Annotated in this window: 16 protein-coding genes; 11 read left to right on the top strand and 5 right to left on the bottom strand. The window is 69.0% G+C overall.

Annotated elements, in window-relative coordinates:
- Positions 1-76 precede the first annotated feature (76 nt).
- On the bottom strand, positions 77-1,246 hold the full coding sequence (locus NYO99_RS20500; RefSeq protein WP_268169158.1) for a PAS domain-containing sensor histidine kinase: 1,170 nt from the start codon (positions 1,244-1,246) through the stop codon (positions 77-79).
- 128 nt (positions 1,247-1,374) lie between these two features.
- Here NYO99_RS20500 and NYO99_RS20495 point away from each other — a divergent pair, with 128 nt between their 5' ends.
- From NYO99_RS20495 to NYO99_RS20465, 7 genes are all read left to right on the top strand, one after another.
- On the top strand, positions 1,375-2,385 hold the full coding sequence (locus tag NYO99_RS20495) for a sulfate ABC transporter substrate-binding protein (protein WP_268169157.1): 1,011 nt from the start codon (positions 1,375-1,377) through the stop codon (positions 2,383-2,385).
- Positions 2,386-2,632: 247 nt separating this feature from the next.
- Entirely contained in the window at positions 2,633-3,499 is an 867-nt protein-coding gene (gene cysT, locus NYO99_RS20490; protein ID WP_422395520.1) for a sulfate ABC transporter permease subunit CysT, read from the top strand.
- On the top strand, positions 3,496-4,377 hold the full coding sequence (gene cysW, locus NYO99_RS20485; RefSeq protein WP_268169156.1) for a sulfate ABC transporter permease subunit CysW: 882 nt from the start codon (positions 3,496-3,498) through the stop codon (positions 4,375-4,377). The genes cysT and cysW overlap by 4 nt, the downstream gene beginning before the upstream one ends.
- Positions 4,377-5,435 (top strand): sulfate/molybdate ABC transporter ATP-binding protein, encoded by a 1,059-nt coding sequence (locus NYO99_RS20480; protein WP_268169155.1) that lies wholly within the window; start codon positions 4,377-4,379, stop codon positions 5,433-5,435. The genes cysW and NYO99_RS20480 overlap by 1 nt, the downstream gene beginning before the upstream one ends.
- A gap of 142 nt (positions 5,436-5,577) precedes the next feature.
- The gene (locus NYO99_RS20475; protein WP_268169154.1) at positions 5,578-6,522 is read left to right on the top strand and encodes a PEP-CTERM sorting domain-containing protein; all 945 of its coding nucleotides are present in this window, start codon (positions 5,578-5,580) and stop codon (positions 6,520-6,522) included.
- 152 nt (positions 6,523-6,674) lie between these two features.
- Complete coding sequence (locus tag NYO99_RS20470) at positions 6,675-6,893, top strand: TOBE domain-containing protein (protein WP_268169153.1); 219 nt, start codon at positions 6,675-6,677, stop codon at positions 6,891-6,893.
- Between the two features lie 10 nt (positions 6,894-6,903).
- On the top strand, positions 6,904-7,491 hold the full coding sequence (locus NYO99_RS20465; RefSeq protein WP_268169152.1) for an RBBP9/YdeN family alpha/beta hydrolase: 588 nt from the start codon (positions 6,904-6,906) through the stop codon (positions 7,489-7,491).
- Positions 7,492-8,201: 710 nt separating this feature from the next.
- Here NYO99_RS20465 and NYO99_RS20460 read toward each other — a convergent pair.
- On the bottom strand, positions 8,202-9,083 hold the full coding sequence (locus NYO99_RS20460; protein ID WP_268169151.1) for a dienelactone hydrolase family protein: 882 nt from the start codon (positions 9,081-9,083) through the stop codon (positions 8,202-8,204).
- Positions 9,084-9,216: 133 nt separating this feature from the next.
- Here NYO99_RS20460 and NYO99_RS20455 point away from each other — a divergent pair, with 133 nt between their 5' ends.
- A complete protein-coding gene (locus NYO99_RS20455) occupies positions 9,217-10,188 on the top strand; it encodes a CysB family HTH-type transcriptional regulator (RefSeq protein ID WP_268169150.1) in 972 nt (323 codons plus the stop codon).
- On the opposite strand, the gene NYO99_RS20450 is transcribed toward NYO99_RS20455, so the two are convergent.
- A complete protein-coding gene (locus NYO99_RS20450) occupies positions 10,189-11,121 on the bottom strand; it encodes a dioxygenase family protein (protein WP_268169149.1) in 933 nt (310 codons plus the stop codon). It abuts the gene before it with no gap.
- Positions 11,122-11,325: 204 nt separating this feature from the next.
- Between NYO99_RS20450 and NYO99_RS20445 the strand changes: the two genes are divergently transcribed.
- The 3 genes from NYO99_RS20445 to NYO99_RS20435 all read left to right on the top strand — a co-directional run bounded on the left by NYO99_RS20445 (position 11,326) and on the right by NYO99_RS20435 (position 15,186).
- On the top strand, positions 11,326-12,309 hold the full coding sequence (locus NYO99_RS20445; RefSeq protein ID WP_268169148.1) for a sulfate ABC transporter substrate-binding protein: 984 nt from the start codon (positions 11,326-11,328) through the stop codon (positions 12,307-12,309).
- Positions 12,310-12,463: 154 nt separating this feature from the next.
- On the top strand, positions 12,464-13,990 hold the full coding sequence (locus tag NYO99_RS20440) for a DUF1800 domain-containing protein (protein ID WP_268169147.1): 1,527 nt from the start codon (positions 12,464-12,466) through the stop codon (positions 13,988-13,990).
- Positions 13,991-13,995: 5 nt separating this feature from the next.
- A complete protein-coding gene (locus NYO99_RS20435) occupies positions 13,996-15,186 on the top strand; it encodes a DUF1501 domain-containing protein (protein ID WP_268169146.1) in 1,191 nt (396 codons plus the stop codon).
- Here the strand turns inward: NYO99_RS20435 and NYO99_RS20430 are convergent.
- Both NYO99_RS20430 and NYO99_RS20425 read right to left on the bottom strand, forming a co-directional pair.
- The gene (locus tag NYO99_RS20430; RefSeq protein ID WP_268169145.1) at positions 15,179-15,733 is read right to left on the bottom strand and encodes a flavodoxin family protein; all 555 of its coding nucleotides are present in this window, start codon (positions 15,731-15,733) and stop codon (positions 15,179-15,181) included. The genes NYO99_RS20435 and NYO99_RS20430 overlap by 8 nt on opposite strands.
- A gap of 29 nt (positions 15,734-15,762) precedes the next feature.
- Complete coding sequence (locus NYO99_RS20425; protein ID WP_268169144.1) at positions 15,763-16,509, bottom strand: pirin family protein; 747 nt, start codon at positions 16,507-16,509, stop codon at positions 15,763-15,765.
- Positions 16,510-16,583: the final 74 nt, after the last annotated feature.

Below are 16,583 nucleotides of genomic sequence, written 5' to 3'. Positions count from 1 at the left end.
TCGTCCGACGAGTACGTCGGCCGGTCCCCCGAGCGGAGCGCGGCCCGGCTTGGGGCGGCCCGGCGCTCGGTGCGCGTCATTGCAGCGTCTCCAAGGGCATCACCAACCGCACCGTCGTGCCGCGCCCTGGGCGGCTCTCGATGGTTAGGCGGCCGCCGAAATGCGCCGCCCGCTCGCGCATGCCCAGCACGCCGTAGCTGCGCGCATCGGCGAGCGCCGCGGGCGTGGCCCCCACGCCGTCATCACGCACCTGCAGATACAGCACCGGTCCGGGCGGCGCGTCCACGTCGATGCGGATGTGAACCCGGCGCGCGCGCGCATGCCGGGCGACGTTGGACAGCACCTCCTGGAAGATGCGGAACACGGCGATGGCCAGGCCACCTTCTGGCGGCATCACGTCGGCGGCAACATGCATCTGGACATCGACCTCGCGCTCGTCGCTGCCGGCCCGCTGAAACTCCTGCGCCTGCCACTCCAGCGCGGCCCACAGGCCCTGGTGGTCCAGGATGCTGGGGCGCAGGTCCGTGATGATGCGGCCGACCGCGTCCACGGCCGTGTCCACCAGCCCGCCCATGCGGTCGCACTTGGCCAGCATGGCCTCGCGCTGGGCCGCGTCGCCCACGCGCCGCGCCAGCCAGCCCATGTCCATCTTCAGCGCCACCAGCAGCGAGCCGAGTTCGTCGTGCACCTCACGGGCGATGCGCTTGCGTTCGGCCTCGCGGGCGGCCTCCAGGTGATGCGCCAGCTCGCGCAGTTCGGCCGTGCGCTCAGCCACGCGCCGCTCCAGCTCGTCGTGGCTGGCGCGCAGTGCGGCCTCGGCCTGGCGGCGGGCAGAGATGTCGACAAAGGTGACGACGGCGCCCTGCACCTCGCCGTGCTCGATGACCGGGTAGCTCGAATACTCCGCCGGGAAGGCGCTGCCGTCGGCCCGCCACAGCACCTCGTCGGCGATGCGGCAAGGGTCGCCGCGGCGGAAGGCGTTGAAGATGGGGCAGTCGCACTCGGGGTAGTGCGCACCGCTTTCGCGCGAGTGGTGGATGAGCTGGTGCATGTTGCGCCCCAGCACCTCGTCGGTGCGCCAGCCGAGCAGCTCGCAGGCGGCGCGGTTCACAAAGGTGCAACGGCCGGCCATGTCGATGCCGAAGATGCCCTCGCCCGTGCTTTCCAGCAGCAGCGTCAGGCGGCGGTGGGCTGCCTCGGAGGCCAGCGGCGGGTCGGTCAGCGTGGGCGGCACGGGCAAGGGCATGCGCAACAGGCCAGCAAACCACGTGCCACCGACTGGTGCATTTCGAATAAGGAAATAAGCAAACTGTCGTTTGGCGAATAAGGGACTTGGGGCACCCTCTCGGCTTTCCTTCCACCGATGGTCACGACATGTCCCTCTCCCTGCTGACCCGCCGCACCGCCCTCGCCCTGCTGACGGCCTCCGCCTCGCTGCCTGCGCTGGCCGCCGACCCGACGCTGCTGAACGTCTCGTACGACGTGGCCCGCGAGCTGTACAAGCAGATCAATCCGGCCTTCATCGCCGCCCAGAAGGCCAAGGGCGTGACCGTCGCCGTGAACCAGAGCCACGGCGGCTCCAGCAAGCAGATCGGCGCCGTCATCGGCGGCCTGGAAGCCGACGTGGTGACGATGAACCAGGCCACCGATGTGGACCAGCTCGCCAGCAGCGGCCTCACGCCGGCCGACTGGCGCAGCCGCTTCCCCAACGGCGCGGCGCCCTATTCGTCGACCATGACCTTCCTGGTGCGCAAGGGCAACCCCAAGGGCATCAAGGACTGGGCCGACCTGGCCCGCCCCGGCGTGCAGGTCATCCTGCCCAACCCCAAGGTGACGGGCAACGGCCGCTACAGCTACCTGGCCATCTGGGGCAGCGTCATCGCCAATGGCGGCACCGAGGCCCAGGCGCGCGAGCTGGTCACCAAGGTGCTGACCAACGTGCCCGTGCTGGACGGCGGCGGCCGCGGCGCGACGACCACCTTCACACAGCGCGGCATCGGTGACGTGCTCGTCACCTTCGAGGCCGAGGTGGAGCTGATCGAGAACGAGTTCGGCAAGGGCAACTTCGAGCAGGTCAACCCCAGCATCTCCATCGAGACGGACGCGCCGGTCGCGCTGGTCGACAAGGTCGCCGCCAAGAAGGGCACGGCCGCGCTGGCCAAGGCCTACCTGGACTTCCACTGGACACCCGAGGCTCAGGAAATCATCGCCAAGAACAACTTCCGCCCGCGCGACCCGGCCATCTTCAAGAAGCACCAGCAGCGCTTCGCCAACATCAAGCTGTTCACGGTGGACCAGACGCTGGGCGGCTGGGCCAAGGTCAGCAAGCAGCACTTTGCGGACGGCGGCTCGTTTGACCAGGTGATGGCGAGCATCAAACGATAAGGACCGTTGGCCCCTCGCCCAGCCCGCCGCGCTGGACGCGGGCGGGTCTGGTCGGTCCTGCAGACCGCGCTGCGGCAGTGCCGCAGCCCTTCGGCAGGCACGTCGCGCCCACTGGGCTCCATGTGCCCGGCCTCAGCCCCCGAGGGGACCGCGATGCTCACGGGGCGTGCCCCGCTCGCACATCGCCCACGCGGGCCGGCTTGGGGCGGCCCGGCGCTCGGCCCGAATACACCAGATAAATCAATTTATGGCTTCCTTCTCCCTGGGTAGACGCCGCGTGCTCCCCGGCTTCGCGCCGACGCTGGGCTTCACGCTGTTCTACCTGTCGCTGATCGTGCTGATCCCGCTGGCCGCGGTGTTCCTGAAGTCATCGGGCCACGGTTTCGACGCCTTCTGGGCCGCGGCCACGTCGCCGCGCGTCGTCGCGTCGTACAAGCTCAGCTTCGGCGCGTCGCTGATCGCCGCGCTCATCAACCTCGTGTTCGGGCTGATGCTCGCGTGGTGCATCGTGCGCTACGAGTTCCCGGGCAAGAAGCTGGTCGATGCGCTCATCGACCTGCCCTTCGCGCTGCCCACGGCCGTCGCCGGCATCGCGCTGACGGCGCTGTATGCGCCCAACGGCTGGGTTGGCTCGCTGTTCGCCCCGGGCGGCGCACTGGCCTTCCTGTTCGGCCCCGAGGGCCTCAAGATCGCCTTCACGCCGCTGGGCGTGCTGCTGGCGCTGATCTTCATCGGCCTGCCCTTCATCGTGCGCACGGTGCAGCCGGTGCTGGAGGACATGGAGACCGAGCTGGAAGAAGCCGCCGCGAGCCTGGGCGCGCAGCGCTGGACGACCTTCCGCTACGTGGTGCTGCCCACGCTGCTGCCGGCACTGCTGACCGGCTTCGCGCTGGCCTTCGCGCGCGCGGTGGGCGAGTACGGCTCGGTGATCTTCATCGCCGGCAACATCCCCATGGTCAGCGAGATCACGCCGCTGATGATCATCTCCAAGTTGGAGCAGTACGACTACGTCGGCGCCACCGCCATTGCGGCCGTCATGCTGATCGTCAGCTTCGTGCTGCTGCTCATCATCAACGGGCTGCAGGCCTGGACCAGCAAACGAGGTGCACGATGAGCACGGCCCTCCATCTCGCGCCGGCCCGTGCCCGCGCCAAGTACCAGGACAACCCCGCCACGCGCGAATCGCCGCTGGTGCGGTTCACGCTGCTGACGCTGGCGCTGGGCTTCTTCGCCATCTTCCTGCTGCTGCCGCTGGTCGCGGTGTTCACCGAGGCGCTGCGCAAGGGCTGGGAGCTCTACTTCTCGTCACTGGCCGACCCCGAGACCTTGTCGGCCATCAAGCTCACGCTGACGGCGGCGGCCATTGCCGTGCCGTTGAACCTCGTGTTCGGCGTCAGCGCGGCCTGGCTGATCGCCAAGCATGAGTTCCCGGGCAAGCAGTTCCTGATCACGCTGATCGACCTGCCGTTCTCGGTGTCGCCCGTCGTGGCGGGCCTGATGTACGTGCTGGTGTTCGGCGCCAACGGCTGGTTCGGCCCCTGGCTGCAAGAACACGACGTGAAGATCATCTTCGCCGTGCCGGGCATCGTGCTGGCCACCGTGTTCGTGACCTTCCCGTTCGTCGCCCGCGAGCTGATCCCGCTGATGCAGGCCCAGGGCAAGGACGAGGAAGAAGCTGCCACCGTGCTGGGCGCCAGCGGCTGGCAGACCTTCCGCCGCGTCACGCTGCCCAACATCAAATGGGGCCTGCTGTACGGCGTCATCCTGTGCAACGCGCGGGCCATGGGCGAGTTCGGCGCCGTGTCGGTGGTGTCGGGCCACATCCGCGGCCTGACCAACACGCTGCCGCTGCACGTCGAGATCCTCTACAACGAATACCAGTTCGCTGCCGCGTTTGCCGTGGCCTCGCTGCTGGCGCTGCTCGCGCTGGTGACGCTGGTGATCAAGCAATTCATCGAGTGGCGTGCCAGCCAGTCGGCAAAGGAAGAATGATGGGCATCCAGGTCCAGAACATCCACAAGCGCTTCGGCAACTTCACCGCCCTCGGTGACGTGTCCCTGGACTTCCCGCGCGGCGAACTGGTCGCGCTGCTGGGTCCGTCGGGCTGCGGCAAGACGACGCTGCTGCGCATCATTGCCGGCCTGGAAACGGCCGACGCCGGGCGCGTGCTGCTGGACGGCGAGGACGCGTCCGACACCCATGTGCGCGAGCGCCAGGTCGGCTTCGTGTTCCAGCACTACGCGCTGTTCCGCCACATGACGGTGTTCGACAACGTCGCCTTCGGCCTGCGTGTGAAGCCGCGCAAGGAGCGGCTGCCCGAGGCCGAGATCAAGAAGCGCGTGACCGAGCTGCTGAAGCTCGTGCAGCTGGACTGGCTGGGCGACCGCTTCCCGCCCCAGCTCTCAGGCGGCCAGCGCCAGCGCATCGCACTGGCCCGTGCGCTGGCGGTCGAGCCCCGCGTGCTGCTGCTGGACGAGCCCTTCGGCGCGCTGGATGCCAAGGTCCGCAAGGAGCTGCGCCGCTGGCTGCGCCGCCTGCATGACGAGCTGCACATCACCAGCATCTTCGTCACGCACGACCAGGACGAGGCGCTGGAAGTGGCTGACCGCATCGTGCTGATGGACCACGGCCGCGTGGAGCAGGTCGGCACGCCGCAGGAGGTCTACGAGCGCCCGGCGACGCCCTTCGTCTACGGCTTCCTGGGCGCGGTGAACCGCTTCGTCGGCCACTCGCGTGGCGGCGTGCTGCACATCGGCGAGCACCAGTTGCCGCACGGCGGCTCACAGGAAGGCGGCGAGGTGCAGGCCTACGCCCGGCCGCACGAACTGCAGATCCTGACCGACGAGTCGGCGCAGGGCCTGTCCGCCACGGTCGAGCGCGTGCTGTCCTTCGGCGCCAGCGCCCGGGTCGAGCTGATCGGACCGGACGGCCAGCCGCTGGAGGCAGAGTTGACGCGCGACCAGGCCGAAGCCCTGCGGCTGCAGGGCGGGCAGCGGGTGAAGCTGGCGGCGAATCGGTTGAGCTTGTTCGAAGCCGGCGCCGGCATCTGACCCCCGATTCACGCGTGTCGCACTGTTTTACAGCCACCCCTACAACTAGGGATGCACTAAACACAAGCCATTGAACGAAAAGGATTTTTCCAGCCAGGCACAGAAATCGCTACGGGCGCACAGTCAAACAACAAGGAAGAACATGTCCCGTCTCGTTCGTTCGCTGATTGCCACCGCTCTGCTGTCCACCGGCGTCGCCCAGGCCGCGCTTGTCACTTTCCGTATCGACAGCCTGACCCTGAACCAGGTGACGGCCGTTGAAGTCAATACCCGCACGGGCGATGACCGCGGTGGCATCGCGATGAGCGGCGGCAATGTGCTTCTGAATGGTGACGGGCGGCTGGCCAGCTTCAACAAGAACTCGCTGGTCTACGCTGGCGATGCCGGGCGCGTCATGGATGGCGTGTTCACCGACATCTCGACCGGCAAGGCCTACACGTTCGGCACCTCTGCGTCGACGCCGTACACCTACGGTGGCACCACCAACATCACCCACCTGATCGAGCTGAACGCGCTGGGCCAGCCCACCAGCAACAACGTGGCCCTGGGCACGGCATTCCAGATCAGCACGAGCAGCAGTCAGAACGGCGTGTATGCCGGCTGGGGCAGCGTGATCGTCCGTGACGTGTCAGGCCAAACGCGCAAGGTCAGCATCGACACGGGCAGCGTGACCAACCTGGGTTCGACTTCGGCCACCAACGCGATGGGTGCGGAGAACTGGGCGCACTGGGGTGTCGCGGAGTACTTTGGCGGCGAGGACTACATCACCTATGCGCAAGCCTGGACTGGCAACAGCACCAACATCCTGCGCAAGCGCGTGAGTGACGGCGCGACCAGCACCGTCGCATCACTCACACTGTTGAGCGATCTGGCCAACTTCACCGTGGACCCGACAACCAACCGCTGGTACTTCCACTACGAAGGCAACGGCGCTGCCGGCAGCCGCGACGAGACACTGGCATTCGCCAACGCCACCTTCACGGTGCAGACCACGGACAACAAACTGCCTGAGCCAGGCAGCCTGGCCCTGGTGTCGGTCGCCTTGCTGGGCCTGGGCCTGCGCGCCCGCCAGCAAAAGCAGCGCTGAGTCCACAAGCCAATACCGAGCCCAGGGGCCGGCCTTGCTGCATGCAAGGCCGGCCCTTGCATCTTCGGCGACCGCATGGCGTTCTGCGAAACCCTTCGTTCCGCGCGCTCGCACTGGCTTCCACACTGAGCCCTCACTCCCTGAGGCTCAGCATGACCATCACCGCCATCAACGTCCGCAACCAGTTCCGCGGCACCATCAAGGAAATCATCGAGGGCCCGGTCGTCTCCGAGGTCGACGTCGTGACCCGCAGCGGCGACATCGTCACCTCGGTCATCACGACGCGCTCGGTCAAGGACCTCGGCCTCGAAGTCGGCCGCGAGGTCGTGGCCCTGGTCAAGTCCACCGAGGTGTCCATCGCCACGCTCTGAGGAGACGGTCATGCCCTACAAGCCGCCGCGTGTCCTCATCATCCCGGGCCTGCACGACAGCGGCCCGGCCCACTGGCAGACCTGGCTGCAGGGCCAGTACCGCGACGCCCGCCGCGTCGTGCAACGCGACCCCAGCAAGCCCGACCTGGAGCGCTGGGCCGAACGCGTCCAGCGCACGCTGGAGGTTGCTGGCGAAGGTGAATGGCTGGCCGTGGCCCACAGCTTTGGCTGCCTGGCGCTGGCCAAACACCTGGCCGACCACCCCGACTCGCCCATCCGCGAGGCGCTGTTCGTCGCCCCGGCCGAACCCGACCGCTTCGGCCTGGCTGAAGCCCTGCCCCACCATCGCCTGCCGGGTCGCGCGCGCCTGATCGCCAGCAGCAACGACCCCTGGATGAGCGCGGCCAGCGCCGCCCGGTGGGCACATCGCTGGGGCGCCAGTTACAGCAACCTCGGCGCCGTCGGCCACATCAATGCAGAGGCCGGCTTCGGGCCGCTGCCCGTGGCCAAGAGCTGGGTCGATGCGGCGCGAGCGCGCCACGCTGCGGAACAACGGCCCCGGCACGCGGAGTTCCGCGAATGGGCGTTTGCGGTGTAGCCGGATGACTTGGCAAAGTCGGCGATCCCGTCAACCATCGAGGAAGCCGAGGCCGGCAGTTCCCGAGCCGGAGCTGTACTTCGTGTCGCCGAGGCGCTCGCTTCGATGCAGTGATTCGAAGCCTGCCTATGCTCCATTCACTCACACGGAATTCCCACGCTGCTCATCTTGATGCGTAGTGCATCCGCACCCTGCATGGTCGCACTGCAAGTAAACCGGCTTGGTATCACTCAGGCGGTGTGTAGCAAGCGGATGTCCACAGCGAGAACACGTTGCTTCTGATGCAAGCTCTTCAGATGAAGGCCGGCCAACGCTGGGTCCTGCGCCCAAGCGAACCCAACCTACTACCGACCCGAGAAACAGGCCAACCAACGCAAGCAAGAAAAGTGGAAGCCCGAAAACGGCTATGGCCACCAATGCAGCAAGCCCGTTGCCCTCTCCAGTTAGCAACTCAAGCAATGCAAAAGAGCAGAACAGAACTGCAGGCGACAGTAGGAAGGTGATGCAAATCCGCGTGTAGGCGGTGAAGATGTCGCCTAGCCAGCGCTGTGACGCGATGTAGACGCCTACGTAGATCAGTAGAGCCAAGGCGAATGACATGGCGCGGATTGTGGAACAGCCCGGAAGGGTGGCCATCGAAAGCGAACCTTGGCCGCCGCCCGTTCCTGGCCGCTAGTCGACATCCCCTACCCGACCGTCACGCGCACCCACTACCCCAGCGCCTGCTTGAACGCCGCCAGCGTCCGCTCCCACGCCAACTGCGCCGCCGCGGCGTCATACCGCGGCGTCGTGTCATTGTTGAAGCCATGCTGTGTGCCCGGGTAGCTGTGCTGCTCGTAGCGCACGCCGGCCGCCTTCAAGGCGGCCTCGTAGGCCGGCCAGGCGGCGTTGATGCGTTCGTCGTTGGCCGCGTGGTGGATGAGCAGTCGCGCCTTGATGCGCGGCACGTCCTCCAGCGCCGGGGCGCCACCGTAAAACGGCACGGCCACCGCCACCTCGGACACCTGCGTGGCGATGTGGTTGGCCAGCGAACCGCCGTAGCAGAAACCCACCACGCCGACCTTGCCGTTGGCATCGGCCAGCCTCAGCAGCCCGCGCGCGCTGGCCACGATGTCGGCGCGCGCCTTGGCCGGGTCCAGCTTCTGGAACAAGGCCCGGGCCTCGTCCTCCGTGCCCGGGTAGCCGCCCAGCGGTGTCAGCGCGTCAGGCGCATAGGCCACATAGCCCGCCAGTGCCACGCGGCGGGTGATGTCCTCGATGTGCGGGTTCAGGCCGCGGTTCTCGTGGATCACCAGCACCGCGGGCAGCTTGCCCGTCGCACCCGCCGGCTTGGCGAGATAGCCCTTCACTTCGCCATGGCCGTCCGGCGACGCAAACGCCTGCCGGCGCGTGCCGAGGCGCACGTCGTCGGGCTTGACCTGCTGCGCCGCGGCGAAATTGGGGCTGAGTGCGGCCAGCAGCGCGGCCGCACCGGCCGGGCCGCCGGCAAAGCGCGCCGCCTGGTCCAGAAACCCACGGCGGCTGAGGTCGCCGTGCACATAGCGGTCAAACAGTGGCCAGGCCTCGGCCGGAATCTCGTGCGGACGGGTCATCGCGGATCTCCAAGTGCGGGAAGCCGCGACTGTAGTGAGCCGGCAATGCCCCCGAGAGCCTGGCGGGAAACGCATATCGATATCGCGATTCGTTCGACGACAGGCGCAGCCCGACTCACCAGAATGCCGCCGCATGAACTTCCAGCAGCTCCGTTCCGTTCGCGAGGCCCAGCGCCGTGGCTTCAACCTGACCGAAGTCGCCCAGGCCCTGCACACCTCGCAGCCCGGCGTGAGCAGGCAGATCCGCGAGTTGGAGGAGGAGCTGGGCATCGAGCTGTTCGTGCGCGTCGGCAAGCGACTGACCGGGCTGACCGAGCCGGGCGAGCATGTGCTGCCCGTCATCGAGCGGCTGCTGCAGGAGGCCGAGAACCTCAAGCGCGCCGCCGATGACTTCGCGCAGGCGGGCAGCGGCCGCTTGCGCATCGCCGCCACGCACAGCCAGGCGCGCTACGCGCTGCCGCCCGCCGTGCGCGACTTCCGCGCCCACCACCCCGACGTCAGCCTGCACCTGCAGCAAGGCTCGCCGCAGCAGATCGCCAAGTTGCTGCTGGACGGCGAGGCCGACGTGGGCATCGCCACCGAGGCGCTGGCCGAGTACCCCGAGCTGATCGCCCTGCCCTGCTACCGCTGGACGCATTCGGTCGTCGTGCCGCCGGGCCACCCGCTGCTGGACGGCCCGCTCACGCTGGCCCGCCTGGCGCAGTTCCCCATCGTCACCTACGAGCCCGGCTACACCGGCCGCTCGCACATCGACGAGGCCTTCGCCAGCGCGCAGCTCGCGCCACACATCGTGCTCAGCGCGATGGACGCCGACGTCATCAAGACCTACGTGGAGCTGGGCCTGGGCGTGGGCATCGTCGCGGCCATCGCCTTCGATGACGAGCGCGACCGCCAGCTGCGCGCACTCGACGCCCGCCACCTGTTCGCCGACAACATGACGCGGCTGGCCGTGCGCCGCAGCGCCTACCTGCGCGACTACGTGTACGCCTTCATCCAGACCTTCGCTTCGCCGTTGACGCGCGAGGTGGTCGACGCCCAGCGCCAGCTGACGGCGGACGACAGCGGCGACACGCTGCCGCCGCTGCTGCGCGCCGTGGGCGGCTGATCAGCCAGGACGGCGCGAGCGCGGTCCTGGCCCGCCAGGCAGGGGCCGCAGCCCCAGGCCCAGCGGCGGGGGCGGCAACGCGCCGTCCGGCGGACGCGGGCCCCGGCCGGGGCCGCCCGGCTCGCCCAGCAGCTCCGCCCGCGGCGGCGCGGCCGGGTCCACTGCGAGCGTGATGCCGGCCAGGTAGCCGGCTGCCACGCTGCCCGACAGGGCCAGCATCTCGGTGGCGGTGCCGTCGGCAAACACCATGTCCTCCGCAAAGCTGCGCACCGAGGTGTTGGGGCCCTGGCCGTACAGCGGGCTGGCGTAGACGGTGTCCGTCACCGCGGGCGGGAACGCGAACTGCGTCGTCGCCACCGAGGCGCTGCGTGCCGACAGCGCGCTGCCGGGCAGGAACACCATGCAGTGGATGTGCGTGATGCGGCCCTCGTACCAGCCGGGGTAGACGGTGCGAAACGTCACCGCGCCGTCGGCATCGCAGCGCTGCACAGCGCGCATGAAGGTCGAGGGCTGGGCAGCGCCGGCGCCGGCCTGCTCGTCGCCGGAGTAGGCGCCGTCTTTGTCGCAATGCCACAGGTAGACCCAGGCGCCCGCCAGTGGGGCGCAGCGCCGGCTCGCGTCCGTCACGACGACGCGCAGCGTCAGCGGCACGCCGGGGCGGCCCTCGGTCATGTCGCTGCGCAGCAGCGCCGAGCCGGCCAACGCCGCGCGCAGCGGGAAAGGCCCTTCCGTTTCGTGGGCCACCACGCTGCAGCCCGCCGCCGCCTGACCCGCCAGTCGCTGCAGTTCGGCCTCCAGTGGCGTGGCCGTGGTCACCGGCACGGCGCCATCGGCCGCCGGGCTGGCGGCCGGGGCACACAGGGCGCCTAACGCGCCCAGCAGGCGGCGGCGATTGGCATCGGGGCGGGTGGGGGAATCAGCAGTGGAACGCATGGGCAGGCCGCCTTTGCGGCGGCGTCGTTGGGGTCTCGCGGTCACTGTAGGAAGGCCGGGTTTCCCGTGTGTGGCTGCCATATCACCAAGCCGACACATGCGCCGCCGGATGCAACGAAAAACGCATGAGCAGCTGCGCAAGCCTTCGTTGTGAGTGCCGGGCCGCCTTCCTAGAGTGAGGCCCATCACTTCAGCAGGCCTTTCATGCGAACCGTTCTTGCCACCCTCGCCCTGACCCTTGCCGCCACCGGCGCCTTTGCGCAGACCACGCTGCTCAACGTCTCCTACGACCCGACGCGCGAGCTCTACCAGGACTTCAACAAGGCCTTCGCGGCCCACTGGAAGGCCAAGACGGGCGAGACCGTCACCATCAAGACCTCGCACGGCGGCTCGGGCAAGCAAGCCCGCTCCGTCATCGACGGCCTGGAGGCCGATGTCGTCACGCTGGCCCTGGCCTACGACATCGACGCCGTGGCCGACCACAAGCTGCTGCCGCTGGACTGGCAGAAGCGCCTGCCGCAGAACGCCAGCCCCTACACCTCCACCATCGTCTTCCTGGTGCGCAAGGGCAACCCCAAGGGCATCAAGGACTGGAACGACCTGGTCAAGCCGGGCGTGGAAGTCATCACCCCCAACCCCAAGACCAGCGGCGGCGCGCGCTGGAACTACCTGGCCGCCTGGGGCTACAACCTGAAGAACGGCGGCACGCCCGCCACGGCGCAGGAGTTCGTCAAGAAGATCTACGCCAACACCAAGGTGCTGGACTCCGGCGCGCGCGGCTCCACGACGACGTTTGTCGAGCGCGGCATCGGTGACGTGCTGATCGCGTGGGAGAACGAGGCCTTCCTGGCCGTGAAGGAGCTAGGCCCGGAGAAGTTCGAGATCGTCACGCCCAGCCTGTCCATCCTGGCCGAGCCGCCGGTGGCGGTGGTGGACAAGGTGGTGGACAAGCGCGGCACGCGCAAGCAGGCCCAGGCCTACCTGGAGTTCCTGTACGGCCCCGAAGGCCAGGAGCTGGCCGCTCAGAACTACTACCGTCCGCGTGATGGCAAGGTGGCGGCGAAGTACGCGAAGACCTTCCAGCCGGTGAAGCTGTTCACGCTGGGCGAGCTGTTCGGCGACTGGCGCACGGCGCAGAAGGCGCACTTCGACGACGGCGGCCTGTTCGACAAGATCTACATCAAGTAAACGAAGCCCTCGCCCCCAAGCGCTTCTGCTGAACGCAGGCATTGGGGGCAGCCTGGCGCTCGGCCCGCGCCAAGGCACGACAGCAGCGCCGACATGTGAAGTCTTGTTGCCGCCATCGACGGCCGAGCCCGGCCGCGCCATCATGGCGCCCGCCATGAGAACGCTCGCCCTCACCCTTGCCGCCCTGGTCATGACAGCCCTCACCGGCTGTGCCACGGCGCCCACATCGCCCGCGACGGGGCAAGACCCGGCACGGGACGCGCTGTGGCTGGACCGGCTGACCTGGGGTGCCCGCAGCGCAGACCTGGCGCAACTGCGCCGCCAGGGCCGCAGCACCTGGCTGGCCGCCCAGCTGCAGCCGGCCACCAACGCCCCGCTGCCCGAGGCGGCCCAGGCCCAGCTCGACGCGCTGCCCAGCCTGCGCGAGCCGCTGCCCGCGCTGGTGCAGCGCATGGAAGCCCAGCGCAAGGCCGCCGATGCGCTGACCGACGACACGGCCAAGGCCGAGGCGCAGAAGCAGTACCAGGCCGCCATGAATCGGCTGGCCCGCGACGCCGCCACGCGCCAGCTGCTGCGGGCGCTGTACGCCCCGCAGCAACTGCAGGCGCAGCTGGGCTGGTTCTGGTTCAACCACTTCAACGTCCACCAGTACAAGCACAACCTGCGCGCCATGGTGGGCGACTACGAGCAGGGCCTGCACGAGCGCTCGCTCGGGCGCTTCCGCGACCTGCTGGGCTACACGGCCCGCCACCCGGCCATGCTGCGCTACCTGGACAACGACCAGAACGCCGCCGGCCGCCTCAACGAGAACTACGCGCGCGAGCTGCTGGAGCTGCACACGCTGGGCGTGGACGGCGGCTACAGCCAGCGCGATGTGCAGGAGCTCGCCCGCGTGCTGACCGGCCTGGGCGTCAACGCCAGCGGCAGCAGGCCCCGCCTCAAGCCCGAGCACGAGGCCGGCTACCGGCTGGCCGGGCTGACCGAGTTCCACCCCGCGCGGCACGACTTCGGCGACAAGCAGCTGCTGGGCCTCACGATCAAGGGCCAGGGCGAGGCCGAGCTGGACCAGGTGCTGGACCTGCTGGCCCGCCACCCCAGCACCGCCCGCCACGTGTCGCGCAAGCTGGCCCAGTACTTCGTGGCCGACACGCCGCCGCCCGCGCTGGTGGCGCGCATGGTGCAGCGCTGGCAGCAGACCGACGGCCGGCTGGACGAGGTGCTGCGCGCCATGGTCAGCGCGCCCGAGTTCGAGGCCTCGCTGGGCGCCAAGTTCAAGGACCCGGCGCACTTCGTGATCGGCGCGGTGCGGCTGGCCTATGCCGACCGCGTGGTGCTCAACACCGGCCCCATGCTGGGCTGGCTGGGCCGGTTGGGGCAGTCGCCCTTCAACCGACAGACACCCGATGGCTACCCGCTGGACGAAAGCGCCTGGGCCGGCCCCGGCCAGCTGAACACGCGCTTCGAGATCGCCCGCACGCTGGGCAGCGGCAGCGCCGGCCTGTTCAAGCCCGAGGGCGACACGCGCGAGCGGCCGGCCTTCCCGCAGCTGGCGCAGCCGCTGTACTTCGACGCCATCGCGCCGCGTCTGACCGCAGCCACGCGGCAGGCACTGGCCGCGGCCGGCTCGCAGCAGGAATGGAACGGCCTGCTGCTGTCCTCCCCCGAACTCATGCACCGGTGAGCGCCATGGACCGACGACTGCTGCTTCAACTGGGCCTGGGCGCCGCGCTGCCCGCCCGCGTATGGGCCGGCGCACCAGACGCGCCGCGCCTGCTGGTGGTGTTCCTGCGCGGCGGCTACGACGCCGCCAACCTGCTGGTGCCCACGGCGCCCTTCTATGCCGAGGCGCGCCCCAACATTGCGATCCCGAAGGCCGCCGCGCTGGCGCTGGACAGCGACTGGGGCCTGGCGCCCGCGCTGGCCGACAGCGTGCACCCGCTGTGGCGGCGCCAGCAAGCGGCCTTCGTGCCGTTTGCCGGCAGCCGCGACCTGTCGCGCAGCCATTTCGAGACGCAGGACCACATCGAGCTGGGCCAGGCCGAGCAGGGGCCGCGCGACTTCCGCAGCGGCTTCATGAACCGGCTGGCCACGGTGCTGGGCAGCCCCACGCGCCTGCAGGCCATGGCCTTCACCGACCAGCTGCCGCTGATCCTGCGCGGCGAGCAGCCGGTGGCCAACCAGGCGCTTCGCGACGTGAACAAGCCGGCCATCACGCCGGCCCAGGCCCAGCTCATCAGCGGCATGTACGCCGGCACACGCTTCGCCGAGGCCGTGAGCGGCGGCTTCGAGGTGCGCGACGAGGTCGCCCGAGAGATGGCCGGCATGAAGGCCGAAGAGATGGCCGCCGAGATGCAGGCCGCCAGCCGTGGCGCCATCGCGCCCAAGGGCTTCGCGCTGGAGGCGCGCCGCGTCGCGCGGCTGATGCGCGAGCGTGTCACGCTGGGCTTCATCGACGTGGGCGGCTGGGACACCCACGTGGGCCAGGGCGGCGCCACTGGCACGCTGGCCACGCGGCTGGGCGAGCTGGGGCGCGGCCTGGCGCTGTTTGCCGACGAGATGGGGCCGCAATGGCGCCACACCGTCGTCGTGGTGATGAGCGAGTTCGGCCGCACCTTCCGCGAGAACGGCAACCGCGGCACCGACCACGGCCACGGCAGCGCCTACTGGGTGCTGGGCGGCGCCGTGCGCGGCGGGCGCATCGCGGGCGAGCAGGTGGCCGTCAGCGCGGCCACGCTGCACCAGAACCGCGACTGGCCCGTGCTCAACGAGGTGCGGGCCACGCTGGGTGGCCTGTTCCGGCGCATGTACGGCCTGAACGACGCGCAGCTGGCGCAGGTCTTTCCTGGCGCCAGCCCGCGCGACCTGGGCCTTATTTAGTCCAGCGCTCCACAACCGCCTTCACGCGCTCGCCGAAGGCCTTGGCCGTGGCGATGTCGCCCGGCACCATCTCCTCGGCCGAGGCGTCGCTGGGCGTGGCCGTGATGAGACCGGCATAGCCGCCGAGGTTGTTGACGTCGTCGCGCGTGGCGGCCTTGTGGTTGGGCGCCTTCATGCCGGTGCCGACCCAGATCATGCTGTGCTGCTGGCTCAGCGCATGCAGGTACTGGATGGTGCCCTGCTTGTCACCATTGAGCGTGGCGCTGTTGGTGAAGCCGGCGGCGATCTTGTCCTTCCACAGCTGGGCGTACCAGGGCTTGCTGCTCGCGTCGGCGAACTTCTTGAACTGCCAGCTCGGGCCGCCCATGTAGGTCGGCGTGCCGAAGATGATGCCGTCGGCCGCCGCCAGCGTGGCCCAGTCGGCCTCGGTGATGTTGCCTTCGGCGTCGATGGCGATCAGCTGCGCGCCAGCAGTGCCGGCCACGGCCTCGGCGACCTTCTTGGTGTGGCCGTAGCCGGAGTGGTACAGAACGACGATCTTGCTCATGACAGTTCCTTGTGAGGGGTGGAAGGGATTCAGGCGGCGAGGTCGAAGACGAGGACTTCAGCGTCGTGGCCGGCGGACAGCGAAAGCCGCGATGCTGCACGCACCTGCAAGGCATCGCCCGCCGTCAGGGCTTGGCCGTTGACGGTCAGCGCTCCGCGCACGACATGGATGTAGGCCAGGCGGGCGGGGTCGAGCGCCAGCTCGGCACTCTCCGCGCCGTCGAACAGGCCGGCATACAGCTTCGCGTCAGCATGGATGGTCACCGCGCCCTGCGCCTGTGCCTCGCCATCGTTGGCCGCCACCAGGCGCAGCTTGCCGCGCTTGGACGCCGGGTCGAAATGCTTCTGCTCATAGCTGGGCGCAATGCCGCGGCGGTCGGGCTGGATCCAGATCTGCAGGAAATGCGTGGTCTCGTCCTTGGCATGGTTGAACTCGCTGTGCATGACGCCCGTGCCGGCGCTCATGCGCTGCACGTCACCGGGGCGGATGACGCCCGCCTCCTTGCCGTTCTGCGCCGCCCCGCGCTCGCCATTGCCCATGCTGTCCTTGTGCGCCAGCTCGCCCGACAGCACGTAGCTGATGATCTCCATGTCTCGGTGGCCATGCGTGCCGAAGCCACGGCCCGGGGCCACGCGGTCCTCGTTGATGACGCGCAGCGCGCCGAAGCCCATGCGCGCCGGGTCGTAGTAGTCGGCGAACGAGAAGCTGTGGAAGGACTTCAGCCAGCCATGGTCGGCATAGCCGCGGTCCGAAGACTTGATCAGTTGGGTGGTCATCTGAGGCTCCTTGCTTGTTGGCGATGGAGTCAATGTAGGAGCCAGCCTATCCCCTATCGACCAGCGCGGCTTGA

The organism is Roseateles hydrophilus (assembly GCF_026712245.1).
Taxonomy (GTDB): Bacteria; Pseudomonadota; Gammaproteobacteria; order Burkholderiales; family Burkholderiaceae_C; genus Pelomonas; species Pelomonas hydrophilus.
Note: the sequence above shows the minus strand (reverse complement) of the source record. Positions and strands in the feature narration are given on the sequence as shown.